Origin of the sequence: Sedimenticola hydrogenitrophicus, assembly GCF_025175675.1 — a bacterium.
Lineage (GTDB): Bacteria > Pseudomonadota > Gammaproteobacteria > Chromatiales > Chromatiaceae > Sedimenticola > Sedimenticola hydrogenitrophicus.
Map to the genome: position 1 here is coordinate 1 of NZ_JANIOA010000037.1, position 21,969 is coordinate 21,969.

Here is a 21,969-nt window from a genome sequence, read left to right on the forward strand (position 1 = left end):
TGGTGGGCGGCGAGTTTGTGCTTGCACAAGCGGGGTGATGGGACTACTCTCCTCGCCGGGAGTCGGCCGGATGGTCGCTGCCTTGCAAAAGGTGGAGGAAAGTCCGGGCTCCGACGGGCAGGGTGCCAGGTAACGCCTGGGGGGCGCGAGCCTACGGAAAGTGCCACAGAAAATATACCGCCACCGACCCACGGGCCGGTTGGTAAGGGTGAAATGGTGCGGTAAGAGCGCACCGCGCTGCTGGTAACAGCAGTGGCAGGGTAAACCCCACCCGGAGCAAGACCAAATAGGGGGGCGGGCAACCTCGGTTGCCACGTGCGGCCCGCACGGTCCCCGGGTAGGTCGCTTGAGGTGCACGGCGACGTGCATCCCAGATGAATGGCCATCCATGACAGAACCCGGCTTACAGGCCGACTCCCAACCCACCTCCTCTCGCTGGCAGCCACTTCGTGGCTGGCCGCGCTCCCCGTTTCCACATCGCAATGCCGGCGGAATAGCCGGTTTCCGCGGACCCGCATCGGGCCGCATCAACGGAGTGTGGTGGTTCCAGGTGAAAATAGGACTTAAGCTCTACTTATCTTCATAATCTACTTTAACTCGGCATTTCATCGCCCTGTTTTATATTGCGTTGTGTCGTGGATTTTCCTCCAAGTGCTGCCCCTAAGCCCCTGTCTTTAAAGGAACTTTCGCCTGTTTAGGTGGAGTCATCTCCTTGACAACCCCCGATTTGAGTACCTATTATGGGGAGAAGTGGGTAAAAGTGGATTTTTCTGGAAATAGGAATTCCAAAAGGGGGGCTCGTTCATTGTTTCGGGGCGTTAACAGACTCAACCTGGATGCCAAGGGCCGTTTGGCCGTGCCGACGCGCTATCGCGAACGGCTGCAGGAGCGCTGTGCCGCGGAATTGGTGGTAACGATAGACCTTGATCACTGTCTATTGATTTATCCACTGCCGGAATGGCAGGAGATTGAACGCAAGCTGATGAAACTTCCTTCCTTTAATAAGGCGGCGCGCAATCTGCAGCGTCTGCTGGTGGGACACGCCACAGAAGTCGAGATGGATGGCCAGGGCCGCGTACTGCTGCCGCCCGCCCTGCGTGACTTTGCCCACCTGGATAAGCATGTGGTGCTGATCGGGCAGGGCAACAAGTTCGAACTGTGGGATGAAGAGCGCTGGAACAGCCAGCGGGAAGGGTGGCTGGGTGAGGTGGATCTGAACAACCTCGATCTGCCGGCCGAATTCGACACGTTCTCGATATAGCGATGGCCGACACGGACACACATCTGCCGGTGCTCTTCAACGAGGCGCTGGAGGCGCTGAATATATTACCGGATGGGATCTATATCGACGGCACTTTCGGCCGCGGTGGGCACAGTGCGGCGATTATGCAGGCGCTGGGCACGGCGGGGCGCCTGCTGGCGATCGACAAGGACCCTGAGGCCATCGCCTGCGCGCGGGAGATGTTCGCCGAGGATGCCCGGTTTGAGATCCGCCAGGGCTCCTTCGCGGAGTTGGAACGTTTTGCCGAGGAGTCGGGATTACTCGGACGCGTCAACGGGGTGCTGTTGGATCTGGGGGTCTCCTCGCCACAGCTCGATCAAGCAGGGCGGGGGTTCAGTTTTCTCAATGACGGGCCACTGGACATGCGCATGGATAACAGTTCTGGGATCAGTGCGGCCGATTGGGTGAGCGTGGTCGGCGCCGATGAGATGGCGCAGGTATTCAAGGCCTATGGCGAGGAGCGTTATGCCCGGCGGATCGCCCGTGCCATCGTCGAGGCGCGGGCGGTGCAGCCGATTGAGACGACACGCCAACTGGCGGAGATCGTCTCCGCGGCCAATCCCGCCTGGGAAAAGGGCAAGCATCCGGCGACGCGCTGCTTTCAGGCCATCCGTATCCATATCAACCGGGAACTGGACGACCTGAAGGCGTGTCTGGATCAGTCGTTGCGGGTCCTGGCGCCGGGCGGGCGCCTGGCGGTGATCAGCTTTCATTCGCTGGAAGACCGCATCGTCAAGCGTTTCATGCGCGATGCCGAGCGCGGCGACCGCTTCCCGGCGGGAATTCCGGTGACCGAGCTGCAGCGCAATTCGCGCCTGGCACTGATCGGCAAGGCGATCAAGCCCTCCCGGCGGGAGGTGGAGGAGAATCCACGTGCGCGCAGCGCCGTGTTGCGGGTGGCGGAGCGCAAGCGATGAAGCGGGGTCAACTGATCCTCTTGCTGTTGTTGACTTTCGGTCTGCTGTTGACCGCGACCGGAGTGGTGTATTCGAAATACGCCACCCGGAAACAGTTTGTGGCGTTGCAGATGTTGCGCGCCGAGCGTGACGCGATAGATGTGGAGTGGGGGCGGTTGCAACTTGAACAGAGTACCTGGGCCACGCACGCCCGGGTCGAGAAGATTGCCCGCAAACGGTTGAATATGCACATACCGGCAGCTGATGAAGTTGTGGTGGTGAAGCCTTGATATGAGTGGGAATAGCAGAAACAGGCGTCAGAAGCAGGCCCGCCGGATCGAGCAGGCGCTGCCGAGCTATCGCGCCCGGCGCTGGACCCTGCTCGGTCTGCTGTCGCTCTCCGCCGTGCTGCTGGTGTGGCGCGCGGTGGATCAACAGATTTTTGAAACCGATTTCCTGCAGAACGAGGGGCAGCGGCGTTATCTGCGGGTGGTCGAGATGCCCGCCCACCGCGGCATGATCAAGGACCGCTCCGGCGCGCCCGTGGCCATCAGTACCCCGGTGGATTCCATCTGGGCCAATCCCCGCGCCCTGTCGCCGGACCGCCGGGTGCTGGCGCCGCTGGCAAAGGTTCTGGAGATGGATCTGGATGACCTGCGCCAGCTGCTGGCGCGCCGCAGCGACCGCTCCTTTGTCTATCTCCAGCGGCGGGTCAATCCCGACCGGGCCAAACGGCTGATGGAGATTGTCGCGGAGAACGACATCGCCGGCATCGGCCTGCAGCGGGAATATCGCCGCTACTACCCGGATGGCGAGGTGTTCGCCCATGTGGTCGGGTTCACCAATATCGACGACCAGGGGCAGGAGGGGCTGGAGCTGGCCTACGACCAATGGTTGCAGGGGACGTCCGGACGCAAGCGGGTGATCCAGGACGGACGGGCGCGGGTGGTCAAGGATGTGGAGCACATCCTGGAACCCCAGGCCGGCAAGGAGCTGATCACCTCGATCGACCGGCGTCTGCAGTTTCTCGCCTATCGCGAACTCAAGGGGGCGGTGCAGCGCCACAAGGCGAAGTCCGGCTCCGCGGTCATTCTCGATGCCCGCAATGGCGAGGTCCTGGCCATGGTCAACCAACCGGCCTACAACCCGAACGGCAGCAAGTCCGGGAAGGCCGGGCGTTTCCGCAACCGCGCCGTGACCGACGTGTTCGAACCCGGTTCCACGGTGAAACCGTTCACCATTGCCGCCGCGCTGGAGTCGGGCCGCTATACCCCGGGGACGATGATCGATACCACGCCCGGCACCTTCCGGGTCGGCCGCCACCAAGTGAAGGATCATCGCGATTACGGGCGCATCGACCTGGCCCGGGTGATCCTGAAATCGAGCAATGTGGGGGTCAGCAAGATCGCCCTGGATCTGCCCAAGGAGCAGTTCTGGGGCTTCTTCTCACGGGTCGGTTTCGGTGACCCCACCAGCACCGGTTTCCCCGGTGAGGTGGCCGGTCAGCTGGCGCCCTACCGGCGCTGGGCGGAGATCGACCAGGCGACCCTGGCCTTCGGCTACGGGCTCTCGGTCACCGCGCTGCAGCTGGCCCGCGCCTATGGCGTGCTCGCCAGTGACGGCATCCGGTATCCGGTCTCCCTGCTGCGCCAGGATGCGCCGGTGAAGGGGGAGCGGGTGATGCGCGCCGCCACGGCACGCACGGTTCGCAAGATGATGGAGGCAGTGGTGACGGACGAAGGCACGGCGCCGGCGGCGGCCGTGACCGGTTACCGCGTGGCGGGCAAGACCGGGACGGCGAAGAAGAGCATCAGCGGCGGTTATGCGGACGATCGCTACATTTCGGTGTTCGCCGGTATCGCCCCGGCCAGCGATCCGCGCCTGGTGATGGTGGTGATGATCGATGAGCCGACGGCGGGGAAATATTATGGCGGTTCCGTGGCCGCGCCGGTGTTCTCCCGGGTGATGACCGGCGCCCTGCGGCTGCTCAATATCGCCCCCGATGCCATTGACGATTCCTTGCTCAAGCTGGCCGGCACGGGAGGGGGCGGGTGATGGCAACGGCTGCATACAGCTCGATTTGCCGGCTGCCGGAGCTGCTCTCCAGCTGGATCGATGCCGCGGCGGTGGCGGATCGGGAGATCACCGATCTGACCCTGGACAGCCGCCGGATTCGCCCGGGTTCGCTGTTTCTCGCCTGTGCCGGGATCTCCCATCACGGGTTGGAGTTTCTCCAGCAGGCGGTGGATCGCGGGGCCGCGGCAGTGCTCTGCGAACCCAACGAGGAGTGGACCGCGGAGGATATCCAGGCACTGGCGGAGGCGAGCGGGATCCCGCTCTATGCGCTTGCGGGGTTGAGTGCGCAGGTCAGCGCCATTGCCGGGCGTTTCTATGCCGATCCCAGCCATAGCCTGGCGGTCGTTGGTATCACCGGCACCAACGGCAAGACCAGTTGCAGCCATTTCCTGGCCCAGGCGTTCAGTCCGGAACACCTCTGCGGGGTGATCGGCACCATCGGTTACGGTCTGCCTGGGGCGCTGGAGAGCACTGGGCACACCACGCCCGATGCCGTCAGCCTGCAGGCGCAGTTGCGCGATCTGCTTGATCGCGGCGCCGAACTGGTGGCCATGGAGGTCTCCTCCCACGCCCTGGATCAGGGGCGGGCCGCGGCGGTGCGCTTCGATGTCGCGCTGCTGACCAACCTGACCCAGGATCATCTCGATTATCACACCAGCATGGCGGCCTATGCCGAAGCCAAGTTGCGCCTGTTCACCGACTGCGAGATCAACTGCGCGGTGCTGAACCTGGATGATCCGTTCGCCGCCCGGGTGCTCGCCGGGCTGCCTGCGCAGGTGCGCCGGATCGGCTACAGCAGCGATGCGGAGCGCGCCCCGGAGACGCCGCAGTGGGTGAAGGCAACCGCTATCGTGCCGGACGCCGAGGGCATGTCCCTGATTATCGAAAGCAGTTGGGGGCGGGGACACCTCGTCAGCCGGCTGCTGGGGCGTTTCAACGTGAGCAATCTGCTGGCGGTGCTGGCGGTACTGCTGCAGCGGGGCGTGCCGTTCGCGGCGGCGCTGGAGAAGCTGGCCCAGGTGGAGACGGTAGCCGGACGCATGCAGCGCTTCGGCGGCGGCGGGCAACCGCTGGTGGTGGTCGATTACGCCCATACCCCGGATGCCCTGGAACACGCCCTGACCGCGCTGCGCGAACATGTTGGTGGCCGCCTGGTCTGTGTGTTCGGTTGTGGCGGCGACCGGGACCGGGGAAAGCGGCCGCTGATGGGCGGGATCGCCGAGCGGCTGGCGGACCGGGTGATCGTCACCGATGACAATCCGCGCAGCGAATCGGGCGACTTCATCGTTGCCGAAATCCTTGCCGGCATGGGCCAGCCGGACCGGGCCCAGGTAGTCAGGGACCGCGCCCGGGCGATTGCCCTGAGCATTCGTGAGGCTGAGCCGGGTGATCTGATCCTGATTGCCGGCAAGGGGCACGAAACCTATCAGCTGGTGGGCGACCAGGTGTTCCATTTCAGTGACCGCGAGCAGGTGGAAGACGCCTTGCGGGAGGTGGGGTGATGATCGCCTTCACGCTCGCGGAAATGGCCGGCGCCATTCGCGCCCGGCATTTGGGAGGCGACGCTCGTTTCAGCGCGGTCAGCACGGATACCCGCCGGCTGCAGGCGGGGGATCTGTTCGTGGCCCTGAAAGGCCCCAACTTCGATGGCCATGACTATCTGCCGCAGGCGTTGGCGCAGGGTGCCGTCGCGGCGGTGGTGGATCACGAGCTGGCGGTGGATTGTCCCCAGTTGGTGGTGGAGGATACCCGCGTCGCCCTGGGGCGGATGGCGGCGGAGTGGCGGCTGAAGAGCAAGGCGCAGGTGATCGCGGTGACCGGCAGTAACGGTAAGACCACGGTCAAGGAGATGATCGCCGCCATCCTGAGCGGTAACGGCACGGTCCTGGCCACCCGGGGCAACCTGAACAACGACATCGGCATGCCGTTGACCCTGCTGCAGTTGCAGGATGAGGATTTTGCCGTGATCGAGATGGGCGCCAACCACCCGGGCGAGATCGGCTATCTGAGCAAGATCGCACGCCCCGATGTGGCGCTGCTGAACAACGCCTTCCGCTCCCACCTGGAGGGCTTCGGTACCCTGGAGGGGGTGGCGAAGGCGAAGAGCGAGATCGTATCCGGACTGGTCGAGCCGGGCTGCTTCGTCTTCAATGCCGACGACCGTTTCGCCCCGTTCTGGCGCGGCGTCGCCACCGGGCGGCGGGTCTGCAGCTTCGGCATCCACCAGCCGGCCGATATCAGCAGTCCCGGGCAACTGGCGTTGCACTGGTATGAGGAGGGGCACGAACAGGGCTTCAGCAGCCGCTTTGCGGTGGATATCCCCGGCGGCAGCCTGAACATCGAGCTGGCGCTGGCCGGGGAGCACAACCGTATGAATGCGCTGGCGGCGATCGCCGCCGCGCTCCAGGTCGGGGCCAGCGAGCAGAGCATCGTCGCCGGGCTGGCAGCCATCCGTCCGGTCAAGGGGCGGCTGCAACCGCTACGGGGGCAGCGGGGGGTCTGGCTGATCGATGACAGCTATAACGCCAACCCCGATTCCGTCGGCGCCGCCATCGATGTCCTGGCCCAGGCGCCGGGCCGCCGCTTCCTGCTGCTGGGTGAGCTGGGTGAATTGGGCGCAGGCACCCAGGGCTTTTATGGCGAGTTGGGGCGCCAGGCACGGGCGGCCGGGATTGAACATCTGTATGGCGTCGGCGAGGCGGGAGAAGCGGCCAGGCAATTCGCCGCGGGCGGTGCGGCCTTCGCCAGTCGTGAGTCTTTGCTGGAACAACTGCAGCAGGAGCTGCGGTCAGGCGACCGGGTGCTGGTAAAAGGTTCGCGTCGCGCGGGAATGGAAATGGTTGTCAATGCACTCGTCGAGCGGGAGACAGACTGAGATGCTCGTTTACCTGGCCGAATACCTGACCCAGTTCAACAGTGGCTTCAGCGTATTCCAGTATATCACCCTGCGTACCATCCTGGGTGTGCTCACGGCGCTGATGATTTCATTCATTGTCGGGCCGGTGATGATCCGTCGCCTGACCCATCACCAGATCGGCCAGACGATACGCAGCGACGGACCCCAGAGCCACCTCGCCAAGGCCGGTACGCCGACCATGGGCGGTACCCTGCTGCTGGTGGCGGTGGCGGTCAGCACCCTGCTGTGGGCCGACCTGGACAACCGCTATGTCTGGATCGTGGTCCTGGTGACCCTGTTGTTCGGACTGATCGGATTCTATGACGACTATAAAAAGCTGGTGTTGCAGGATTCCCGGGGACTTTCCGCCCGCTACAAGTATCTGTGGCAGTCCCTGGTGGGTGCCGGGGCCGCCTATGCCCTGTTTGCCAGTGCCTCGGTACCGGCGGAGACCCAGCTGATCATTCCGTTTGTCAAGAGCGTGGTGATCGACATGGGACCCTGGTTTGTGGTGCTCAGCTATTTCGTGATTGTCGGCACCAGCAACGCCGTCAACCTGACCGACGGCCTGGACGGCCTGGCGATCATGCCGACCGTACTGGTAGCCGGCGCCCTGGGTATTTTTGCCTACGCCTCCGGTAATGCCCAGATCGCCGGCTATCTGCTGATTCCCCATCTCCCCGGTGTCGGGGAAATGGTGATCTTCTGCGGCGCCCTGGTGGGGGCCGGTCTCGGTTTTCTCTGGTTCAACGCTTACCCGGCCCAGGTGTTCATGGGCGATGTGGGGGCGCTGGCGCTGGGGGCGGCGCTCGGCGTGGTGGCGGTGATTGTGCGCCAGGAGCTGGTGCTGGTGATCATGGGCGGAGTGTTCGTGATGGAGACCGTGTCGGTGATGCTGCAGGTGGCTTCGTTCAAGCTGACCGGGCGGCGCATCTTCCGCATGGCGCCGCTGCATCACCATTTTGAATTGAAGGGCTGGCCGGAGCCTCGGGTGATCGTCCGCTTCTGGATCGTCACCGTGATTCTGGTGCTGATCGGGCTCTCCAGCCTGAAGATACGTTAATGGGAATTTTACGCCGAGGCGTAGGGAAGAGATGACACCACCGAGGGCGAGTGACAAAAAGAGTCTGATAGTCGGTCTGGGCAAGACCGGGCTCTCCTGCGCCCGTTTTCTGTCGGTGCGCGGTGTGCCGGTGGCCATCACCGATAGCCGCAACGACCCGCCGGGCCTGAATGAACTGCGCCAGGAACTGCCCGATATCGCCCTGTTCCTGGGCGGTTTCGACGAGGCCGCGTTTGCCGTGGCCGAACAGCTGGTAGTGAGCCCGGGGGTGCCGATGAGCGAACCGCTGATCCAGCAGGCGGTGGCCCGGGGGGTGCCGGTGGTGGGCGACATCGAGCTGTTCGCGCGCGCCGCCAAGGCACCGGTGGTGGCGATCACCGGGTCAAACGGCAAGAGCACCGTCACCACCCTGCTGGGGGCCATGCTGCGCGATGCCGGGGTCAAGGCGGCCGTCGGCGGCAACCTGGGCGACCCGGCCCTGTCACTGCTGCACGACGAGGTGGAGCTCTACGTGCTGGAGCTCTCCAGTTTCCAGTTGGAGACCACTTACAGTCTGCAGCCGAAGGTGGCGGTGGTGCTGAATATTTCCCCCGATCACCTGGACCGCTACCAGGACCTGCAGGCGTATGTGGACACCAAGGCGGCCATTTATCGGAAAGCCGAGGGCGCGGTGTTCAATCGCGACGATCCCCGGGTGCTGGCCATGAGCCGGGGCGGGGCGGGCGAGATCCTGTTTACCCTGGAGTCGCCCGCCGAAGGGGAATTCGGGGTTTGCAAGCACCAGGACGAGCGCTGGCTTTGTCACGGGTCGCAGCGCCTGGTGCGCGCCGTGGAATTGAAAATACCCGGCAGCCACAATATTGCCAACGCCCTGGCCGCACTGGCCATTGGCACCCTGCTACGGCTGCCGCGCGACAGCATGCTGCGTACCCTGTTGGGTTTTACCGGTCTGCCGCACCGCACCCAGTTCGTCAAGGAGTCCGCCGGCGTGCGCTGGTACAACGACTCCAAGGGCACCAACGTGGGGGCCTGCGTGGCGGCGCTGGAAGGTCTTGCCGGCGGGGACCAGGCGCGCACGGTGCTGATCGCCGGCGGGGTCGGCAAGGGGGCCGATTTCGCCCCGCTGGCACCGGCGGTGGCCAGGTATGCGCGCGCGGTTATCCTGCTGGGGCAGGATGCGCCGCTGATCGCCAAGGCCCTGGGCGACAAGGTGCCGCTGCTCCAGGCCAATGACATGGATGATGCGGTGTTGCTGGCGGCCGGTTGCGCCGAGCCGGGTGACCGGGTGCTGCTCTCCCCGGCCTGTGCCAGCTTCGATATGTTCAAAGATTATCAACAGCGGGGCGACCGGTTCGCGGATGCTGTGGCGAGGTTGATCCCATGAACCTCACGACCCATCGGCAGGCCACCTTTGGCGAAGGGCGCAAGCTGCTGCCGAGCCTGGACTATCCGCTGCTGATGGCCGCACTGGCCCTGCTCGGCCTGGGACTGGTGATGGTCGCCTCCGCTTCCCTGCACCGCATTGGCGAGGCGCCTTTCTACTACATGAACCGTCATCTGCTGGCCATCGGTCTGGGGCTGCTCGGGGCGCTGCTGATCTCCCAGGTGCCGGTGGCCCAGTGGGAGCGTTCCGGCGCCCTGCTCTATTTTACCGGGCTGTTGCTGCTGGTGCTGGTGCTGGTACCCGGCATCGGGCGAGAAGCCAACGGGGCTACCCGCTGGATCCCGCTGGGGCCGTTCAATCTGCAGAGTTCGGAGTTCATGAAGCTGTTCATGGTGGTCTATATCGCCGGATATCTGGTGCGCCGCCAGCTGGAAGTGGCACACAGCGCCTGGGGCTTCATCAAGCCGATGCTGCTGCTGGTGGTCGCCTGTTCGCTGATCATGGTGCAACCCGATTTCGGTACCACCACCGTGTTGCTGGCCACCGCCATGGGCATGCTGTTTCTCGGCGGTGTCCCGGTGTGGCAGTTCGCCATCCTCATCGGCCTGGCCGGTTCCGCGCTGGTGGGACTGGTGCTGGTCTCGCCCTACCGGCTGCAGCGGGTGACCGCCTTCCTCGACCCCTGGGCCGATGTGGAGAACAGCGGCTACCAGCTGGCCCAGGCACTGATCGCTTTCGGTCGTGGCGAATGGTTCGGGGTCGGACTGGGGAACGGTATCCAGAAACAGTTCTACCTGCCGGAGGCGCATACCGATTTCCTCATGGCGGTGATCGGTGAAGAGTTCGGTCTGTTGGGGACCCTGGTGGTGATCAGTCTGTTCGCGGTGATCGTCTGGCGCGCCTTCCGTATCGGCGCCCGGGCGGAGGCGCACAGCCGGCGTTTTTCCGCCTACGTGGCCTATGGTTTCGGGCTCTGGATCGGCATGCAGGCGTTTATCAATATCGGCGTCAATGTCGGTCTGCTGCCGACCAAGGGATTGACCCTGCCGTTCATGAGCTACGGCGGCAACAGCATCATCGTCGCCATCCTGGTGGTGGCGATGCTGCTGCGCATCGACTACGAACTGCTGCGCCCGGAACCGGTCGAGCAGGGGGGGGCTGCATGGCAGGAGGCGTGATGCTGATGGCCGGCGGCACTGGCGGTCATGTCTTCCCGGCCCTGGCGGTGGCCGAGGAGCTGCGGGAACGCGGCGTCGCGGTCTGCTGGCTCGGCAGCGTGGACAGTTTCGAGTCGCGGGTGGTGCCGGAACACGGCATCGATATCCGCTTGGTGAATATCCGCGGGCTGCGTGGCACGGGCCTGAAGCGCTGGCTGTCGGCGCCGTTCAGGATTGTTCGCGCCCTGTTCCAGTCCGCCCGGATATTGCGCCAGTGCCGGCCCCGGGTGGTGTTGGGCATGGGCGGCTTTGTCACCGGTCCCGGCGGCCTGATGGCGCGCCTGCTCGGCATACCCCTGGTAATCCACGAGCAGAACGCGGTGCCGGGGATGACCAACGGCTGGCTGTCGCGGCTGGCGAGCCGGGTGTTCGAGGCCTTTCCCGGCAGTTTCGGCGGGCGGGTCGGCGCGGTGGCTTGCGGCAACCCGGTGCGCCGCGAGATCGCCGCCCTGCCGGGGCCGTCGGTACGGCTGCAGGGCCGGAGCGGGCCGGTGCGGCTGCTGGTGGTCGGCGGGTCGCTGGGGGCGCAGGCCCTGAACCGGTCAATGCCGGAGGTGCTGGCGACCCTGGCTACCGAGACCAGGCCGCTGGTGCGCCACCAGGCGGGGCGCGACAAGAGCGAGGACACCCGCACAGCCTACCAGGCACTGGGTGTCGAGGCGGAGGTGAACGACTTCATCCAGGATATGGCCGCGGCCTACGCCTGGGCCGATCTGGTGGTGTGCCGTGCCGGTGCGCTGACCGTGAGTGAGCTGGCGAGCGCCGGGGTCGCCGCGATCCTGGTCCCTTATCCCCACGCGGTGGATGATCACCAGACCCGCAATGCCGGCTACCTGGTGGGTGCCGGCGCGGCCCGGCTGCTGCCCCAGGCGGAACTGGAACAGGACGGCTTTTCGGATGAGTTGAAGGCACTGCTGGTGGATCGCGAACCACTGCTGGAGATGGCGGTGAAGGCCCGCGCCCTGGCCATGCCGGGTGCCACCAACATGGTGGCGGATTTTTGTCAGGAGATCGCAAGCCGATGAACAAGGGCGAAACAACGCAGCGCCGTCTGGCGGCCACCACCATGGGGCGCATCCGTCACCTGCACTTTGTCGGGATCGGCGGCGCCGGCATGAACGGCATCGCCCAGGTGATGCTCAATCTCGGCTACCAAATATCCGGCTCCGACCTGAAGAGCAACCCGGCGATCGGACGCCTGACCAAACAGGGGGCCACCATTCATATCGGCCACGACGCGGCCAATATCGTGGGGGCCGATGCGGTGGTGATCTCGACGGCGGTCAAAGAGGACAACCCGGAAGTGCGCAAGGCCCGGGAGCAGCGGATCCCGGTGGTGCCGCGGGCCGAGATGCTGGCGGAGCTGATGCGTTTCCATTTCGGTATCGCGGTGGCCGGTACCCACGGCAAGACCACCACCACCAGCCTGGTGGCCAGCCTGCTGGCCGAGGGCGGTCTGGATCCCACCTTCGTCATCGGCGGCCGGCTCAATTCCGCCGGTACCCATGCCCGGCTGGGCGGCGGCGAATACCTGGTGGCCGAGGCGGACGAGAGCGACGCCTCGTTCCTCTATCTGCAGCCGATGATGGCCATCGTCACCAACGTGGACGCGGATCACATGACCACCTACGGCGGTGATTTCAACCGTCTGCGCCAGACCTTTATCGAGTTTCTGCACCACCTGCCGTTCTACGGCCTGGCCATTCTCTGTATCGATGATGACGAAGTGCGGGGCCTGCTGCCCCAGGTGACGCGGCGGATGATCACCTATGGCGAGTCCGTGGACGCGGATTGCCGGGTGAGCGCGATCCGCCAGGAGGGGTTGCGCACCCACTTCAAGGTGAGCATGGCGGGCGAGGCGCCCTTTGACGTGACCCTGAACATGCCGGGGCGGCACAACGTACTCAACGCCCTGGCGGCGATTGTGGTGGCCCATGAGGTGGGCGTGGACGTGGCCGCCATCCAGCGCGGCCTGGAGCGGTTCGAGGGCATCGGGCGGCGTTTCAACGCCAGCGAATGCAGCCTGGCCGACGGCCGCCAGATCATGCTGGTGGATGATTACGGACACCACCCGCGTGAAGTGGGGGCGACCCTGGATGCGGTGCGCGCCGGCTGGCCGGAGCGGCGCCTGGTGCTGGTGTTCCAGCCGCACCGCTACAGCCGCACCCAGGAGCAGTTCGACGACTTCACTCAGGTGCTTTCGCGGCCCGATGTGTTGGTGCTGGCGGAGGTCTATGCCGCCGGCGAGGCGCCAATCGCGGGCGCGGATGGCCGCTCCCTGAGTCGGGCCATCCGCGCGCGGGGTCAGGTCGATCCGGTGTTTGTCGATCCGATCGGCGAGCTGCCGGCGTTGCTGGACGGGATGATTCTGGATGGCGACATCGTCCTGACCCTGGGGGCCGGGGATATCGGGCAGGTGGCCGCCATGTTACCGGGCTGGTTTCAACAGCAGGGAGGTGAGTCGTGACTGACGGAGTGAATCGGCGTTTGCATATGGGCTGTGGCGAGCCACTCTCGGGGATCTATCCGCTGCGTGACAAGTCGCCGACGGCGAGCCGTCACCCGGCCGTTCGCGGACTGAAACGGCCGGCACCGGCACAAACACGCGGGCGAAAGGGCGCCTGATGATGGCACGGCTGACAGCTTCCCTGCGCGGCGAGCGACTTCTCAACGAGCCACTGGCCCGTTACACCACCTGGCGGGTGGGTGGCCCGGCGCGTCAGCTCTACCGTCCGGCCGACGGCGAGGATCTGTTGCAGTTTCTTGCCACCCTGCCGGAGGGCGAGCCGCTGTTGTGGTTGGGGTTGGGGAGCAATCTGCTGATCCGCGACGGCGGCTTCAACGGCACGGTGATCGCGACCCAGGGGCGGCTGGACGGGATGGCGCTGATATCGGCCACCGCACTGCGGGTGGAGGCCGGCGTGAGCTGTGCCCAGGTGGCGCGCTTTGCCGCCCGCCAGGGGCTCTGCGGCGTCGAGTTCCTGACCGGTATCCCGGGCACCTTCGGCGGCGCCCTGGCGATGAATGCCGGCGCCTTCGGCGGCGAGACCTGGACCCAGGTGACGGCGGTGGAGACGGTGGACCGGGCGGGGCAGTTGCACAAACGCCTGCCGACCGAGTTCAAGGTGGGTTATCGGCAGGTGGAGCTGCCGGCGGAGGAGTGGTTCCTGGCCGCCACCCTGGTTCTTGAGCCGGGTGACGTGACGGAGAACCAGGCGCGGATCCGCGAACTGCTGGAGCGGCGCAACAGCAGCCAGCCGATCGGCCAGCCGAGTTGCGGCTCGGTGTTCCGCAATCCGCCGGGGGATCATGCGGCGCGCCTGATCGAGGCGGCCGGTCTGAAGGGGGCGGTGATCGGCGGGGCCCAGGTGTCGGAGAAGCACGCCAATTTCATTATCAACCGGGGTGACGCCACGGCGGCCGATATCGAGGCGCTGATCCGGCGGGTCCGGGAACGGGTAAAGGCGGCCAGCGGCGTGGAACTGGTCACCGAGGTACATATCGTCGGCGAGACGGAGGAGAGGGCATGACACTGTTGGCGGCGGATTTCGGCAAGGTGGCGGTGCTGATGGGCGGGCTTTCGGCCGAGCGCGAGGTGTCGCTGCAGGGCGGTCAGGCGGTGCTGGAGGCGCTGGTGCGCCGGGGTGTGAATGCCCAAGGCGTGGATGCCGGAAGGGATGTGCTCAGTCTGCTGCAGCAGGAACATTACGACCGGGTATTCATCATGCTGCACGGTCGCGGCGGCGAGGATGGGGTGATCCAGGGGGCCCTGGAGAGTATCGGCATGCCCTATACCGGTAGCGGGGTCGCCGGCTCCGCGCTGGGCATGGACAAGTATCGCTGCAAACTGCTGTGGAAGGGACTGGGTCTGCCCACGGCCGATTTTGTGATGCTGGAGCAGGCGGCTGATCTGGCGCGGGCCGAGGTGCTCGGTTTCCCGCTGATGATCAAGCCCTCCCACGAAGGCTCCAGCATCGGCATGGCCAAGGTGGAGAGCCGGCAACAGCTGGAGCAGGCGTGGCGCCAGGCGGCCGGTTACGACGTTGAGGTGATGGCGGAACGCTGGATCAGCGGGGCCGAGTATACGGCGTCGATCCTGGATGACCAGGTGTTGCCGCTGATCCGCATCGAGACGCCCCATACCTTTTATGACTACGAGGCCAAATACCAGGCCGACAGCACCGCCTACCACTGCCCCTGCGGCCTGCCGGCCGAACATGAGGCGGAGCTGCGGCGGCTGGCGGACAAGGCGTTCCGCGCCGTTGGTGCCAAGGGTTGGGGGCGGGTCGACCTGATGCTGGATGCGGTGGGGAATCCCCTTCTTTTGGAGGTCAATACCGTACCCGGCATGACCAGTCACAGTCTGGTGCCGATGGCGGCCCGGGTCGAAGGGATCGACTTCGACGAACTGGTGTGGCGCATCCTCTCGGCCAGCCGGGTGACTGGCTGATGGCGGTGGCTCCGGGCAACTCGTCCGCGAAGGCCGATGGCGGCCGGCTGTGGCGCTGGCTGGGCACCCTTGGCGTGCTGCTGCTGTTTGCCGGTGGCGGGGTCTGGGGGGTGATCGCGCTGCGCGATCCGTCCGTGTTGCCACTGAAGCTCGTGCGCATCGATGGGGAGTTGCACAATCTCGATCGGCGCTCGCTGGAGCAGGCGGTCGGCGGGGCGATGGAAGGTAATTTTTTTACCGTCGACCTGGATCGGGTGAGGGCGGCGGCGCTGAAGTTGGCCTGGGTCGATCAGGTGACCGTCCGGCGTATCTGGCCGGGTACCTTGAAGATGTGGGTGGAGGAGCAGCGGCCGCTGGCGCGCTGGGGGACATCGCAACTGGTGAACGGCCGCGGCGGTGTGTTCACCCCGGAGCCCGAGGCGCTGAAGGCGGAGCTGCCCAGTCTGGCCGGACCCGAGGGGCAGGCCGCGGAGATGGTCGCGCGCTATCAACGCATGGGCCGGCGCTTTGCCGTGCTGGAGCTGGTGATCGACCGCCTGGTCATGGATGGGCGGGGTGCCTGGACGGTGGGGTTTAAACAGGGGTTGGAACTCAAGCTCGGGCAGGAGGATACCGAAGCGCGGGTGGAGCGTTTCGTGCGCCTCTATCCGCGGCTGGAACAGGCGGAGAATCGCCGGGTGAAGCGGGTTGACATGCGCTATGCCAATGGGGTGGCGGTGCTCTGGGGAGAGGCAAGTTGAAGGTGATGAACAGAGAAGTCCGGCCGGTCATCGGGCAGGCAAATGGATGGGCCAGGCGCGGCGTGGCTATCAACGGATCTGGCAACAAATCTGGCAACCGATCTGGCAAACGATCTGGAGAGGTACGGTTTTAATGACCAAAAAGACAGAAAAAAATCTGATCGTCGGACTGGATATCGGCACCTCGAAGGTGGTCGCCATTGTCGGTGAGATCAAGGCTGACAATGAGATCGAGATCATTGGCATCGGTTCGCACCCCTCGCGCGGCCTGAAAAAGGGCGTGGTGGTGAATATCGAATCCACCGTGCAGTCGATCCAGCGCGCCCTGGAAGAGGCCGAGCTGATGGCCGGCTGCGAGATCCACTCGGTGCACGCCGGGATCGCCGGCAATCACATCCGCAGTCTCAACTCCCACGGTATCGTGGCGATCAAGGACCGGGAGGTGACCCATGGCGATGTGGAACGGGTGATCGATGCGGCCCGGGCAGTGGCGATTCCGGCGGATCAGAAGATCCTGCACATCCTGCCCCAGGAGTTCATCATCGATGAACAGGAGGGAATCCGCGAGCCGGTCGGCATGTCCGGGGTGCGCCTGGAGGCGCGGGTGCACATGGTGACCGGCGCGGTCAGCGCGGCGCAGAACATCGTCAAATGCGTCCGACGCTGCGGGCTGGAGGTGGATGACCTGATTCTGGAACAGTTGAGTTCGAGCTTTTCCGTACTCAGCGACGATGAGAAGGAGCTGGGTGTCTGCCTGGTGGATATCGGCGGCGGTACCACCGATATCGCGGTGTTCACCGAAGGTTCGATCCGCCATACCGCGGTGATTCCCATCGCCGGGGATCAGGTGACCAACGACATCGCGGTGGCGCTGCGCACCCCGACCCAGCACGCGGAAGAGATCAAGATCCGCTACGCCTGTGCCCTGACCCAGCTGGCGGCCAGCGACGAGACCATCGAGGTGCCGAGCATCGGCGACCGGCCGCCGCGGCGGCTCTCCCGCCAGACTCTGGCGGAGGTGGTGGAACCGAGATACGAGGAGCTGCTGGGCCTGGTGCAGGCCGAGCTGCGGCGCAGTGGATTCGAGGATCTGATTGCCGGGGGGGTGGTGCTGACCGGCGGCAGTTCCAAGATGGAAGGCCTGATCGAACTGGCGGAAGAGGTGTTTCACATGCCGGTGCGGCTGGGTGTTCCGCAGTATGTAACGGGGTTGGTGGATGTGGTGCGAAACCCGATTTATGCAACAGGGGTCGGCCTGTTGCTGTTCGGGCAACAGAATCGGAAGGGACGAATGCAGGAGCCTCTGGGGGGCAACAATTTCAAAGCGATATGGAATCGCATGAAGAGTTGGTTTCAGGGCAATTTCTGACTTCTTGGCAATTTTAAATTTTTTCAGGTGGCCGTGTAGCAGGGCCTGGATCATGAGGAGAGAGTGACATGTTCGAATTAATGGATGCATATAGTCAAAACGCGGTGATCAAGGTGATCGGGGTCGGTGGCGGCGGTGGCAACGCGGTCAACCACATGCTGAATGCGAACATCGAAGGGGTGGACTTCATCTGTGCCAACACCGATGCCCAGGCGCTGAAGAACAGCCAGGTGCGCACGCTGCTGCAGCTGGGTTCCAATATCACCAAGGGGCTGGGCGCCGGGGCCAATCCGGATGTGGGGCGTGATGCGGCCATGGAGGACCGGGAGCGTATCCATGAGGCGCTGCAGGGGAGCGACATGGTGTTCATTACCGCCGGTATGGGCGGCGGCACCGGCACCGGGGCCGCGCCGGTGGTGGCCGAGGTGGCCCGGGAGATGGGCATCCTGACCGTGGCGGTGGTGACCAAGCCGTTCCCGTTCGAGGGCGTGAAGCGCATGAAGACCGCCGATGAGGGGATCGAGGCCCTGAGTCAATATGTGGATTCGCTGATCACCATCCCCAACGAGAAGCTGCTGGCGGTACTGGGCCGCGACATGAGCCTGCTGAATGCCTTCAAGGCGGCCAACGATGTGCTGCAGGGGGCCGTCCAGGGCATCGCCGAGCTGATCACCCGGCCGGGTCTGATCAACGTGGACTTTGCCGATGTGCGCACGGTAATGTCCGAGATGGGGACCGCCATGATGGGTTCCGGTACCGCCAAGGGTGACAACCGTGCCCGCGATGCCGCCGAGCAGGCGATCAACAGCCCGCTGCTGGAGGATGTCAATCTGGCGGGGGCCAAGGGCATCCTGGTCAATATCACCGCCGGGCTGGATCTGTCGATCGGTGAGTTCGACGAGGTGGGCAGCACGGTCAAGGAGTTTGCCTGCGACGACGCCACCGTGGTGGTGGGTACCGTGATCGACCCCGACATGAGCGATGAGCTGCGGGTGACCGTCGTGGCCACCGGTCTGGGTGCCATCCGTAAGGCGGAGCTCAAGCCGCCGGTGGTTGAGGAGGCACCCCCGGTACGTCTGGTCAATACCGACGTGGTGGCTCCAGGGCCGGCCGATTATCGCGAAATGGACAGCCCGACCGTGGTGCGCAAGGCGGCTAAATCCTACGTAACCGCCGCCCAGGAGCACAATATGGATTACCTGGACATCCCGGCATTCCTGAGGCGTCAGGCGGATTGATCGATGGTTTGGGTTTGTCGCGGCTAAAGCCGCACCGCCGGTGGTCGGTGACAGGGCGGCTTCGCCACGAAGTTTCAGCGGATCCGGGCGGCGAAATAAACTTGCAATAAAAGGGTGAAGCTGATACTTAATAAGGGAATACCCTAATGGGTGTTGGGGGGCGCAAGGATTTTATCTTGCAGATATCTTGGGCCTGGCGCTACGAACAGATGCGTAATCCTCTCAATGAGTCCTCGTGTAGGTTAGCGGGTTTGGTTTATTGGGCGGATTGTGTGATACCATGCGGCCGTTTAGTGGCCGGGAAATCGGGAATACAGGCAACATGATACGGCAACGTACACTTAAGAACGTTATTCGTGCTACAGGAGTGGGGTTGCATACCGGGGAGAAGGTCTACCTGACCCTCCGCCCGGCGGCAATCGATACCGGCGTGGTATTTCGTCGGGTTGACCTGGAAGAACCGGTCGAGATCGCGGCGCGGCCGGACAATGTCGGCGACACCCGACTCTCCACCACCCTGGAGCAGGACGGCCTCAAGATCTCCACGGTGGAACATCTGCTCTCCGCCTTTGCCGGTCTCGGCATCGACAATGCCTATGTGGATGTGAGTGCTCCCGAAGTGCCCATCATGGACGGCAGCGCGGGACCTTTCGTTTTTCTTATCCAGTCCGCCGGTGTGGAAGAGCAGAATGCGGCGAAGCGCTTTATTCGTATCAAGCGTAAGGTGATGGTGAAGGAAGATGACAAGTACGCCGCCTTCGAACCGTTTGACGGTTTCAAGGTGTCGTTTGGTATCGATTTCAACCATCCGGCATTCGCCGAGCGTACCAAATCCGCCACCATCGATTTCTCCTCCACCTCCTTCGTAAAGGAGGTGAGCCGCGCGCGGACCTTCGGATTCCTGCGCGATATCGAGATGCTGCGGGAGCGGGAACTGGCGCTCGGCGGCAGCATGAGCAACGCCATCGTGGTGGATGACTACCGGGTGCTGAACGAGGACGGACTGCGCTACGAAGACGAGTTCGTCAAGCACAAGATCCTCGATGCCATCGGTGATCTCTACCTGCTCGGACACAGCCTGATCGGTGCGTTCAGTGGCTACAAGTCAGGGCACGCCCTGAACAACAAGCTGCTGAAGGCGCTGATGGCGGATGAGACCGCCTGGGAAGAGGTGACCTTTGAAGAGGGGGACAGCGTGCCCATCTCTTACATGAAACCGGTCCAGGCCACCTGACGGTATTTGCGGGGTGGGCTGCGTGCCCATCGGAAATTTTTGTAGGGTGGATAAGCCGGTAGGCGCATCCACCAATGTCGCGGTGGATGCGCTGTCGCTTATCCACCCTGCGTCTACTGGATCAACTCGTAGGTTGGGGTGAGCTTGCGAACCCCAACGGGGTTTCATGCATGTGCGCCTGATGTTGGGGTTCGTTCCTCACCCCAACCTACGGGCTGCAGGGTGGGCTGTACCTGATGGGGCGGCGTTGCATCGATGCGGTTCGTTTCACTCACCGCATCCTACCTTGCTTGCTACGATCCGTAGGATGCCGGTGAGCTTGCGAACCGCATCGTTTTTAGCGATGCGATTCGTGCATCGGCCACGGGGGCGTTACGACTCCGTTTTGACGGCGTGTCTGCCAAGGCGAATCAGGGCTTCACTCAGATCGCTATCGGTGATTCCGGCGGCCGTCTGGTTGATCAGAGCGGCGTTCTCCGGGCTGAGGTGCCGGATCCTGGCGTGTTCCCGCCGAGGTGGTTTGCTGGTCACCTGCACGCGCACCGTGATGCGCTCGGTGGTGATTCCGCCGGCGTTCAACTGGCGCGCAAGGTCCCGGGTGGTAAAACGCAATCGGCTGGCCCAGGTGGAGGAGTCGACATAGAGCACCAGTTGCGAGCCCTTTTGTACCGCTGCCGTGCAGTGGCTGTCCAGGGGCGATGGAATCAGGCTGCGCACCCGTTGCAAAAGCAATAACTGCGCCTTGGATTGTTCAAGTAATCCATGCAGCGTGCCGGTGCGCTGCAGAAAGTCTTTGATGAGACGCGGTCGTTTGTTCATGGATGAATTGTGTCACGGAAGCCGCTGTGTTGGTGATTTATCTTTTAACCAGACACTCTGAATACGCAATCCATGAAGATTATACTCCTCTCCAGGTTCTGCCATAAAAAAGGTAGCCGCCCGATCTCCCCGTTCAGGTTGCTGTTCACCCTGGTGCCGCTGTTGGCCCTGCTGATGGGGGGCTCGCTCTGGACCGGGTACCGGTGGGGGATGAGTAGCCAATCACCGCGGACCGCCGCCGCGTCTACGACCGAGGCGGTGCACAATCTGTTGCTGACCCAGCGTGATGAGCTGGAGGAGACCCGGGGGCGCACCCAGGAACATCTGGATGCCCTGGCCCTGCGGCTCGGCCAGATGCAGTCGCATATTCTGCGGATCAATGCCCTGGGGGAGCGCCTGGTGAAGATGGGCAAGCTGGATGAGGCGGAGTTCAACTTTGAGGAAGAACCGGCCCGCGGCGGCATCGAGTCGACGGAGATGGTCCAGTCGGTCAGTCTGTCCGAACTGGTCTCCGAGATGGAACAGCTGTCGCTGGTTATCACGGATCGTGAGCACAAGCTCGACCTGATGGAGGGGCTGATTCGCGACAAACGGATGAGCGAAGAGCTGCTGCCGACCGGGCGGCCGGTGGAGAAGGGCTGGGTTTCGTCGCGTTATGGCTACCGGAATGATCCGTTCACGGGCAAGAAGGCCTTCCACTACGGAGTCGATGTTGCCGGAAAACAGGATTCGAATGTGGTCGCGGTGGCCTCGGGTATCGTTACCTGGGCCGGGGAGAAGAGCGGGTTTGGCGAACTGGTCGAGGTGCGGCACTCCGGCGGTTATTTGACCCGTTACGGCCACAATCACAAGATCCTGGTCAAGCCGGGCGATCTGGTGGTCCAGGGGCAACCGATCGCGCTGATGGGGTCCAGTGGCCGTTCGACCGGTCCGCATGTGCATTTCGAGATCGCCCGCAATGGCAAGACCATCGATCCCTCCAAGTACCTGCGCGCCAAGCGCTGAGCAAACCGGCTTTTCCCCTCGATCTTTGATCAAGTCGTAGGGTGGATAAGCCGGTAGGTGCATGCCATCCTCAGGTCCGTAAACGGTACATCCATGTACCACTCCTCACTTGGCAAATCTGGTGCAGAACCACGGATACACACAGAAGGACACGGATGGGACAGGTCACGCAACAAGTGGCCATGCGTGTTCATGACCGCCAGTGTTTGGCGGTCCGCCTGTTGCGATGCGTCTTTTACCGGAAATCCGTGTCCATCCGTGGTTCACTCCTATTCATCCAATGCCGGGCTAACTCTAGTT

At 63.9% G+C, this 21,969-nt stretch carries 19 protein-coding genes and 1 other RNA gene; 19 read left to right on the plus strand and 1 reads right to left on the minus strand.

Annotated elements, in window-relative coordinates; all coding sequences use genetic code 11:
* The first annotated feature begins 58 nt into the window (after nucleotides 1-58).
* From rnpB to lpxC, 18 genes are all read left to right on the plus strand, one after another.
* An RNA gene (gene rnpB, locus NPX02_RS16645) (RNase P RNA component class A) lies at nucleotides 59-422 on the plus strand.
* Between the two features lie 383 nt (nucleotides 423-805).
* On the plus strand, nucleotides 806-1,261 hold the full coding sequence (mraZ, locus tag NPX02_RS16650) for a division/cell wall cluster transcriptional repressor MraZ (RefSeq protein ID WP_260294971.1): 456 nt from the start codon (nucleotides 806-808) through the stop codon (nucleotides 1,259-1,261).
* A 2-nt stretch (nucleotides 1,262-1,263) separates the two neighbouring features.
* The gene (gene rsmH, locus NPX02_RS16655) at nucleotides 1,264-2,199 is read left to right on the plus strand and encodes a 16S rRNA (cytosine(1402)-N(4))-methyltransferase RsmH (RefSeq protein WP_260294923.1); all 936 of its coding nucleotides are present in this window, start codon (nucleotides 1,264-1,266) and stop codon (nucleotides 2,197-2,199) included.
* Nucleotides 2,196-2,468: a cell division protein FtsL gene (gene ftsL, locus NPX02_RS16660; RefSeq protein WP_260294924.1), complete on the plus strand. Its 273-nt coding sequence runs from the start codon at nucleotides 2,196-2,198 to the stop codon at nucleotides 2,466-2,468. The genes rsmH and ftsL overlap by 4 nt, the downstream gene beginning before the upstream one ends.
* A gap of 1 nt (nucleotide 2,469) precedes the next feature.
* A complete protein-coding gene (locus tag NPX02_RS16665) occupies nucleotides 2,470-4,233 on the plus strand; it encodes a peptidoglycan D,D-transpeptidase FtsI family protein (RefSeq protein ID WP_260294925.1) in 1,764 nt (587 codons plus the stop codon).
* Nucleotides 4,233-5,756: a UDP-N-acetylmuramoyl-L-alanyl-D-glutamate--2,6-diaminopimelate ligase gene (locus NPX02_RS16670; RefSeq protein ID WP_260294926.1), complete on the plus strand. Its 1,524-nt coding sequence runs from the start codon at nucleotides 4,233-4,235 to the stop codon at nucleotides 5,754-5,756. The genes NPX02_RS16665 and NPX02_RS16670 overlap by 1 nt, the downstream gene beginning before the upstream one ends.
* Complete coding sequence (locus NPX02_RS16675) at nucleotides 5,756-7,129, plus strand: UDP-N-acetylmuramoyl-tripeptide--D-alanyl-D-alanine ligase (RefSeq protein ID WP_260294927.1); 1,374 nt, start codon at nucleotides 5,756-5,758, stop codon at nucleotides 7,127-7,129. The genes NPX02_RS16670 and NPX02_RS16675 overlap by 1 nt, the downstream gene beginning before the upstream one ends.
* A gap of 1 nt (nucleotide 7,130) precedes the next feature.
* Entirely contained in the window at nucleotides 7,131-8,213 is a 1,083-nt protein-coding gene (gene mraY / locus NPX02_RS16680; protein WP_260294929.1) for a phospho-N-acetylmuramoyl-pentapeptide-transferase, read from the plus strand.
* A gap of 31 nt (nucleotides 8,214-8,244) precedes the next feature.
* A complete protein-coding gene (murD, locus tag NPX02_RS16685) occupies nucleotides 8,245-9,597 on the plus strand; it encodes a UDP-N-acetylmuramoyl-L-alanine--D-glutamate ligase (RefSeq protein WP_260294931.1) in 1,353 nt (450 codons plus the stop codon).
* Nucleotides 9,594-10,775 (plus strand): putative lipid II flippase FtsW, encoded by a 1,182-nt coding sequence (gene ftsW / locus NPX02_RS16690; protein ID WP_260294932.1) that lies wholly within the window; start codon nucleotides 9,594-9,596, stop codon nucleotides 10,773-10,775. The genes murD and ftsW overlap by 4 nt, the downstream gene beginning before the upstream one ends.
* Before the next feature lie 5 nt (nucleotides 10,776-10,780).
* On the plus strand, nucleotides 10,781-11,839 hold the full coding sequence (murG, locus tag NPX02_RS16695; protein WP_418067346.1) for an undecaprenyldiphospho-muramoylpentapeptide beta-N-acetylglucosaminyltransferase: 1,059 nt from the start codon (nucleotides 10,781-10,783) through the stop codon (nucleotides 11,837-11,839).
* Entirely contained in the window at nucleotides 11,836-13,281 is a 1,446-nt protein-coding gene (gene murC, locus NPX02_RS16700; RefSeq protein ID WP_260294935.1) for a UDP-N-acetylmuramate--L-alanine ligase, read from the plus strand. Before murG ends, murC begins: the two co-directional genes overlap by 4 nt.
* 157 nt (nucleotides 13,282-13,438) lie before the next feature.
* Nucleotides 13,439-14,344 carry a UDP-N-acetylmuramate dehydrogenase gene (gene murB / locus NPX02_RS16705; protein ID WP_260294936.1) on the plus strand — a complete coding sequence of 302 codons (906 nt, stop codon included), beginning with the start codon at nucleotides 13,439-13,441 and terminating at the stop codon, nucleotides 14,342-14,344.
* Nucleotides 14,341-15,264: a D-alanine--D-alanine ligase gene (locus NPX02_RS16710; protein ID WP_260294937.1), complete on the plus strand. Its 924-nt coding sequence runs from the start codon at nucleotides 14,341-14,343 to the stop codon at nucleotides 15,262-15,264. Before murB ends, NPX02_RS16710 begins: the two co-directional genes overlap by 4 nt.
* On the plus strand, nucleotides 15,228-16,004 hold the full coding sequence (locus NPX02_RS16715; RefSeq protein ID WP_260294938.1) for a cell division protein FtsQ/DivIB: 777 nt from the start codon (nucleotides 15,228-15,230) through the stop codon (nucleotides 16,002-16,004). The genes NPX02_RS16710 and NPX02_RS16715 overlap by 37 nt, the downstream gene beginning before the upstream one ends.
* 133 nt (nucleotides 16,005-16,137) lie before the next feature.
* On the plus strand, nucleotides 16,138-17,373 hold the full coding sequence (ftsA, locus tag NPX02_RS16720) for a cell division protein FtsA (RefSeq protein ID WP_260294940.1): 1,236 nt from the start codon (nucleotides 16,138-16,140) through the stop codon (nucleotides 17,371-17,373).
* Between the two features lie 68 nt (nucleotides 17,374-17,441).
* Nucleotides 17,442-18,611 (plus strand): cell division protein FtsZ, encoded by a 1,170-nt coding sequence (gene ftsZ / locus NPX02_RS16725; protein ID WP_260294942.1) that lies wholly within the window; start codon nucleotides 17,442-17,444, stop codon nucleotides 18,609-18,611.
* A gap of 322 nt (nucleotides 18,612-18,933) precedes the next feature.
* Nucleotides 18,934-19,845: a UDP-3-O-acyl-N-acetylglucosamine deacetylase gene (lpxC, locus tag NPX02_RS16730; RefSeq protein WP_260294944.1), complete on the plus strand. Its 912-nt coding sequence runs from the start codon at nucleotides 18,934-18,936 to the stop codon at nucleotides 19,843-19,845.
* A 372-nt stretch (nucleotides 19,846-20,217) separates the two neighbouring features.
* Here lpxC and NPX02_RS16735 read toward each other — a convergent pair whose 3' ends face one another.
* Complete coding sequence (locus tag NPX02_RS16735) at nucleotides 20,218-20,664, minus strand: DUF721 domain-containing protein (protein ID WP_260294945.1); 447 nt, start codon at nucleotides 20,662-20,664, stop codon at nucleotides 20,218-20,220.
* Nucleotides 20,665-20,736: 72 nt separating this feature from the next.
* On the opposite strand from NPX02_RS16735, the gene NPX02_RS16740 reads away from it, so the two are divergent.
* The gene (locus NPX02_RS16740) at nucleotides 20,737-21,669 is read left to right on the plus strand and encodes a M23 family metallopeptidase (protein ID WP_260294946.1); all 933 of its coding nucleotides are present in this window, start codon (nucleotides 20,737-20,739) and stop codon (nucleotides 21,667-21,669) included.
* The last annotated feature ends 300 nt before the right edge of the window (nucleotides 21,670-21,969 follow it).

Excerpts from the sequence above, each read along its gene's own strand:
- rsmH (WP_260294923.1), top strand. The coding sequence starts at position 1,264 with ATGGCCGACACGGACACACATCTGCCGGTGCTCTTCAACGAGGCGCTG.
- ftsL (WP_260294924.1), top strand. The coding sequence starts at position 2,196 with ATGAAGCGGGGTCAACTGATCCTCTTGCTGTTGTTGACTTTCGGTCTG.
- NPX02_RS16665 (WP_260294925.1), top strand. The coding sequence starts at position 2,470 with ATGAGTGGGAATAGCAGAAACAGGCGTCAGAAGCAGGCCCGCCGGATC.
- NPX02_RS16670 (WP_260294926.1), top strand. The coding sequence starts at position 4,233 with ATGGCAACGGCTGCATACAGCTCGATTTGCCGGCTGCCGGAGCTGCTC.
- NPX02_RS16675 (WP_260294927.1), top strand. The coding sequence starts at position 5,756 with ATGATCGCCTTCACGCTCGCGGAAATGGCCGGCGCCATTCGCGCCCGG.
- mraY (WP_260294929.1), top strand. The coding sequence starts at position 7,131 with ATGCTCGTTTACCTGGCCGAATACCTGACCCAGTTCAACAGTGGCTTC.
- murD (WP_260294931.1), top strand. The coding sequence starts at position 8,245 with ATGACACCACCGAGGGCGAGTGACAAAAAGAGTCTGATAGTCGGTCTG.
- ftsW (WP_260294932.1), top strand. The coding sequence starts at position 9,594 with ATGAACCTCACGACCCATCGGCAGGCCACCTTTGGCGAAGGGCGCAAG.
- murG (WP_418067346.1), top strand. The coding sequence starts at position 10,781 with ATGGCCGGCGGCACTGGCGGTCATGTCTTCCCGGCCCTGGCGGTGGCC.
- murC (WP_260294935.1), top strand. The coding sequence starts at position 11,836 with ATGAACAAGGGCGAAACAACGCAGCGCCGTCTGGCGGCCACCACCATG.
- murB (WP_260294936.1), top strand. The coding sequence starts at position 13,439 with ATGATGGCACGGCTGACAGCTTCCCTGCGCGGCGAGCGACTTCTCAAC.
- NPX02_RS16710 (WP_260294937.1), top strand. The coding sequence starts at position 14,341 with ATGACACTGTTGGCGGCGGATTTCGGCAAGGTGGCGGTGCTGATGGGC.
- ftsA (WP_260294940.1), top strand. The coding sequence starts at position 16,138 with ATGACCAAAAAGACAGAAAAAAATCTGATCGTCGGACTGGATATCGGC.
- ftsZ (WP_260294942.1), top strand. The coding sequence starts at position 17,442 with ATGTTCGAATTAATGGATGCATATAGTCAAAACGCGGTGATCAAGGTG.
- lpxC (WP_260294944.1), top strand. The coding sequence starts at position 18,934 with ATGATACGGCAACGTACACTTAAGAACGTTATTCGTGCTACAGGAGTG.
- NPX02_RS16735 (WP_260294945.1), bottom strand. The coding sequence starts at position 20,664 with ATGAACAAACGACCGCGTCTCATCAAAGACTTTCTGCAGCGCACCGGC.
- NPX02_RS16740 (WP_260294946.1), top strand. The coding sequence starts at position 20,737 with ATGAAGATTATACTCCTCTCCAGGTTCTGCCATAAAAAAGGTAGCCGC.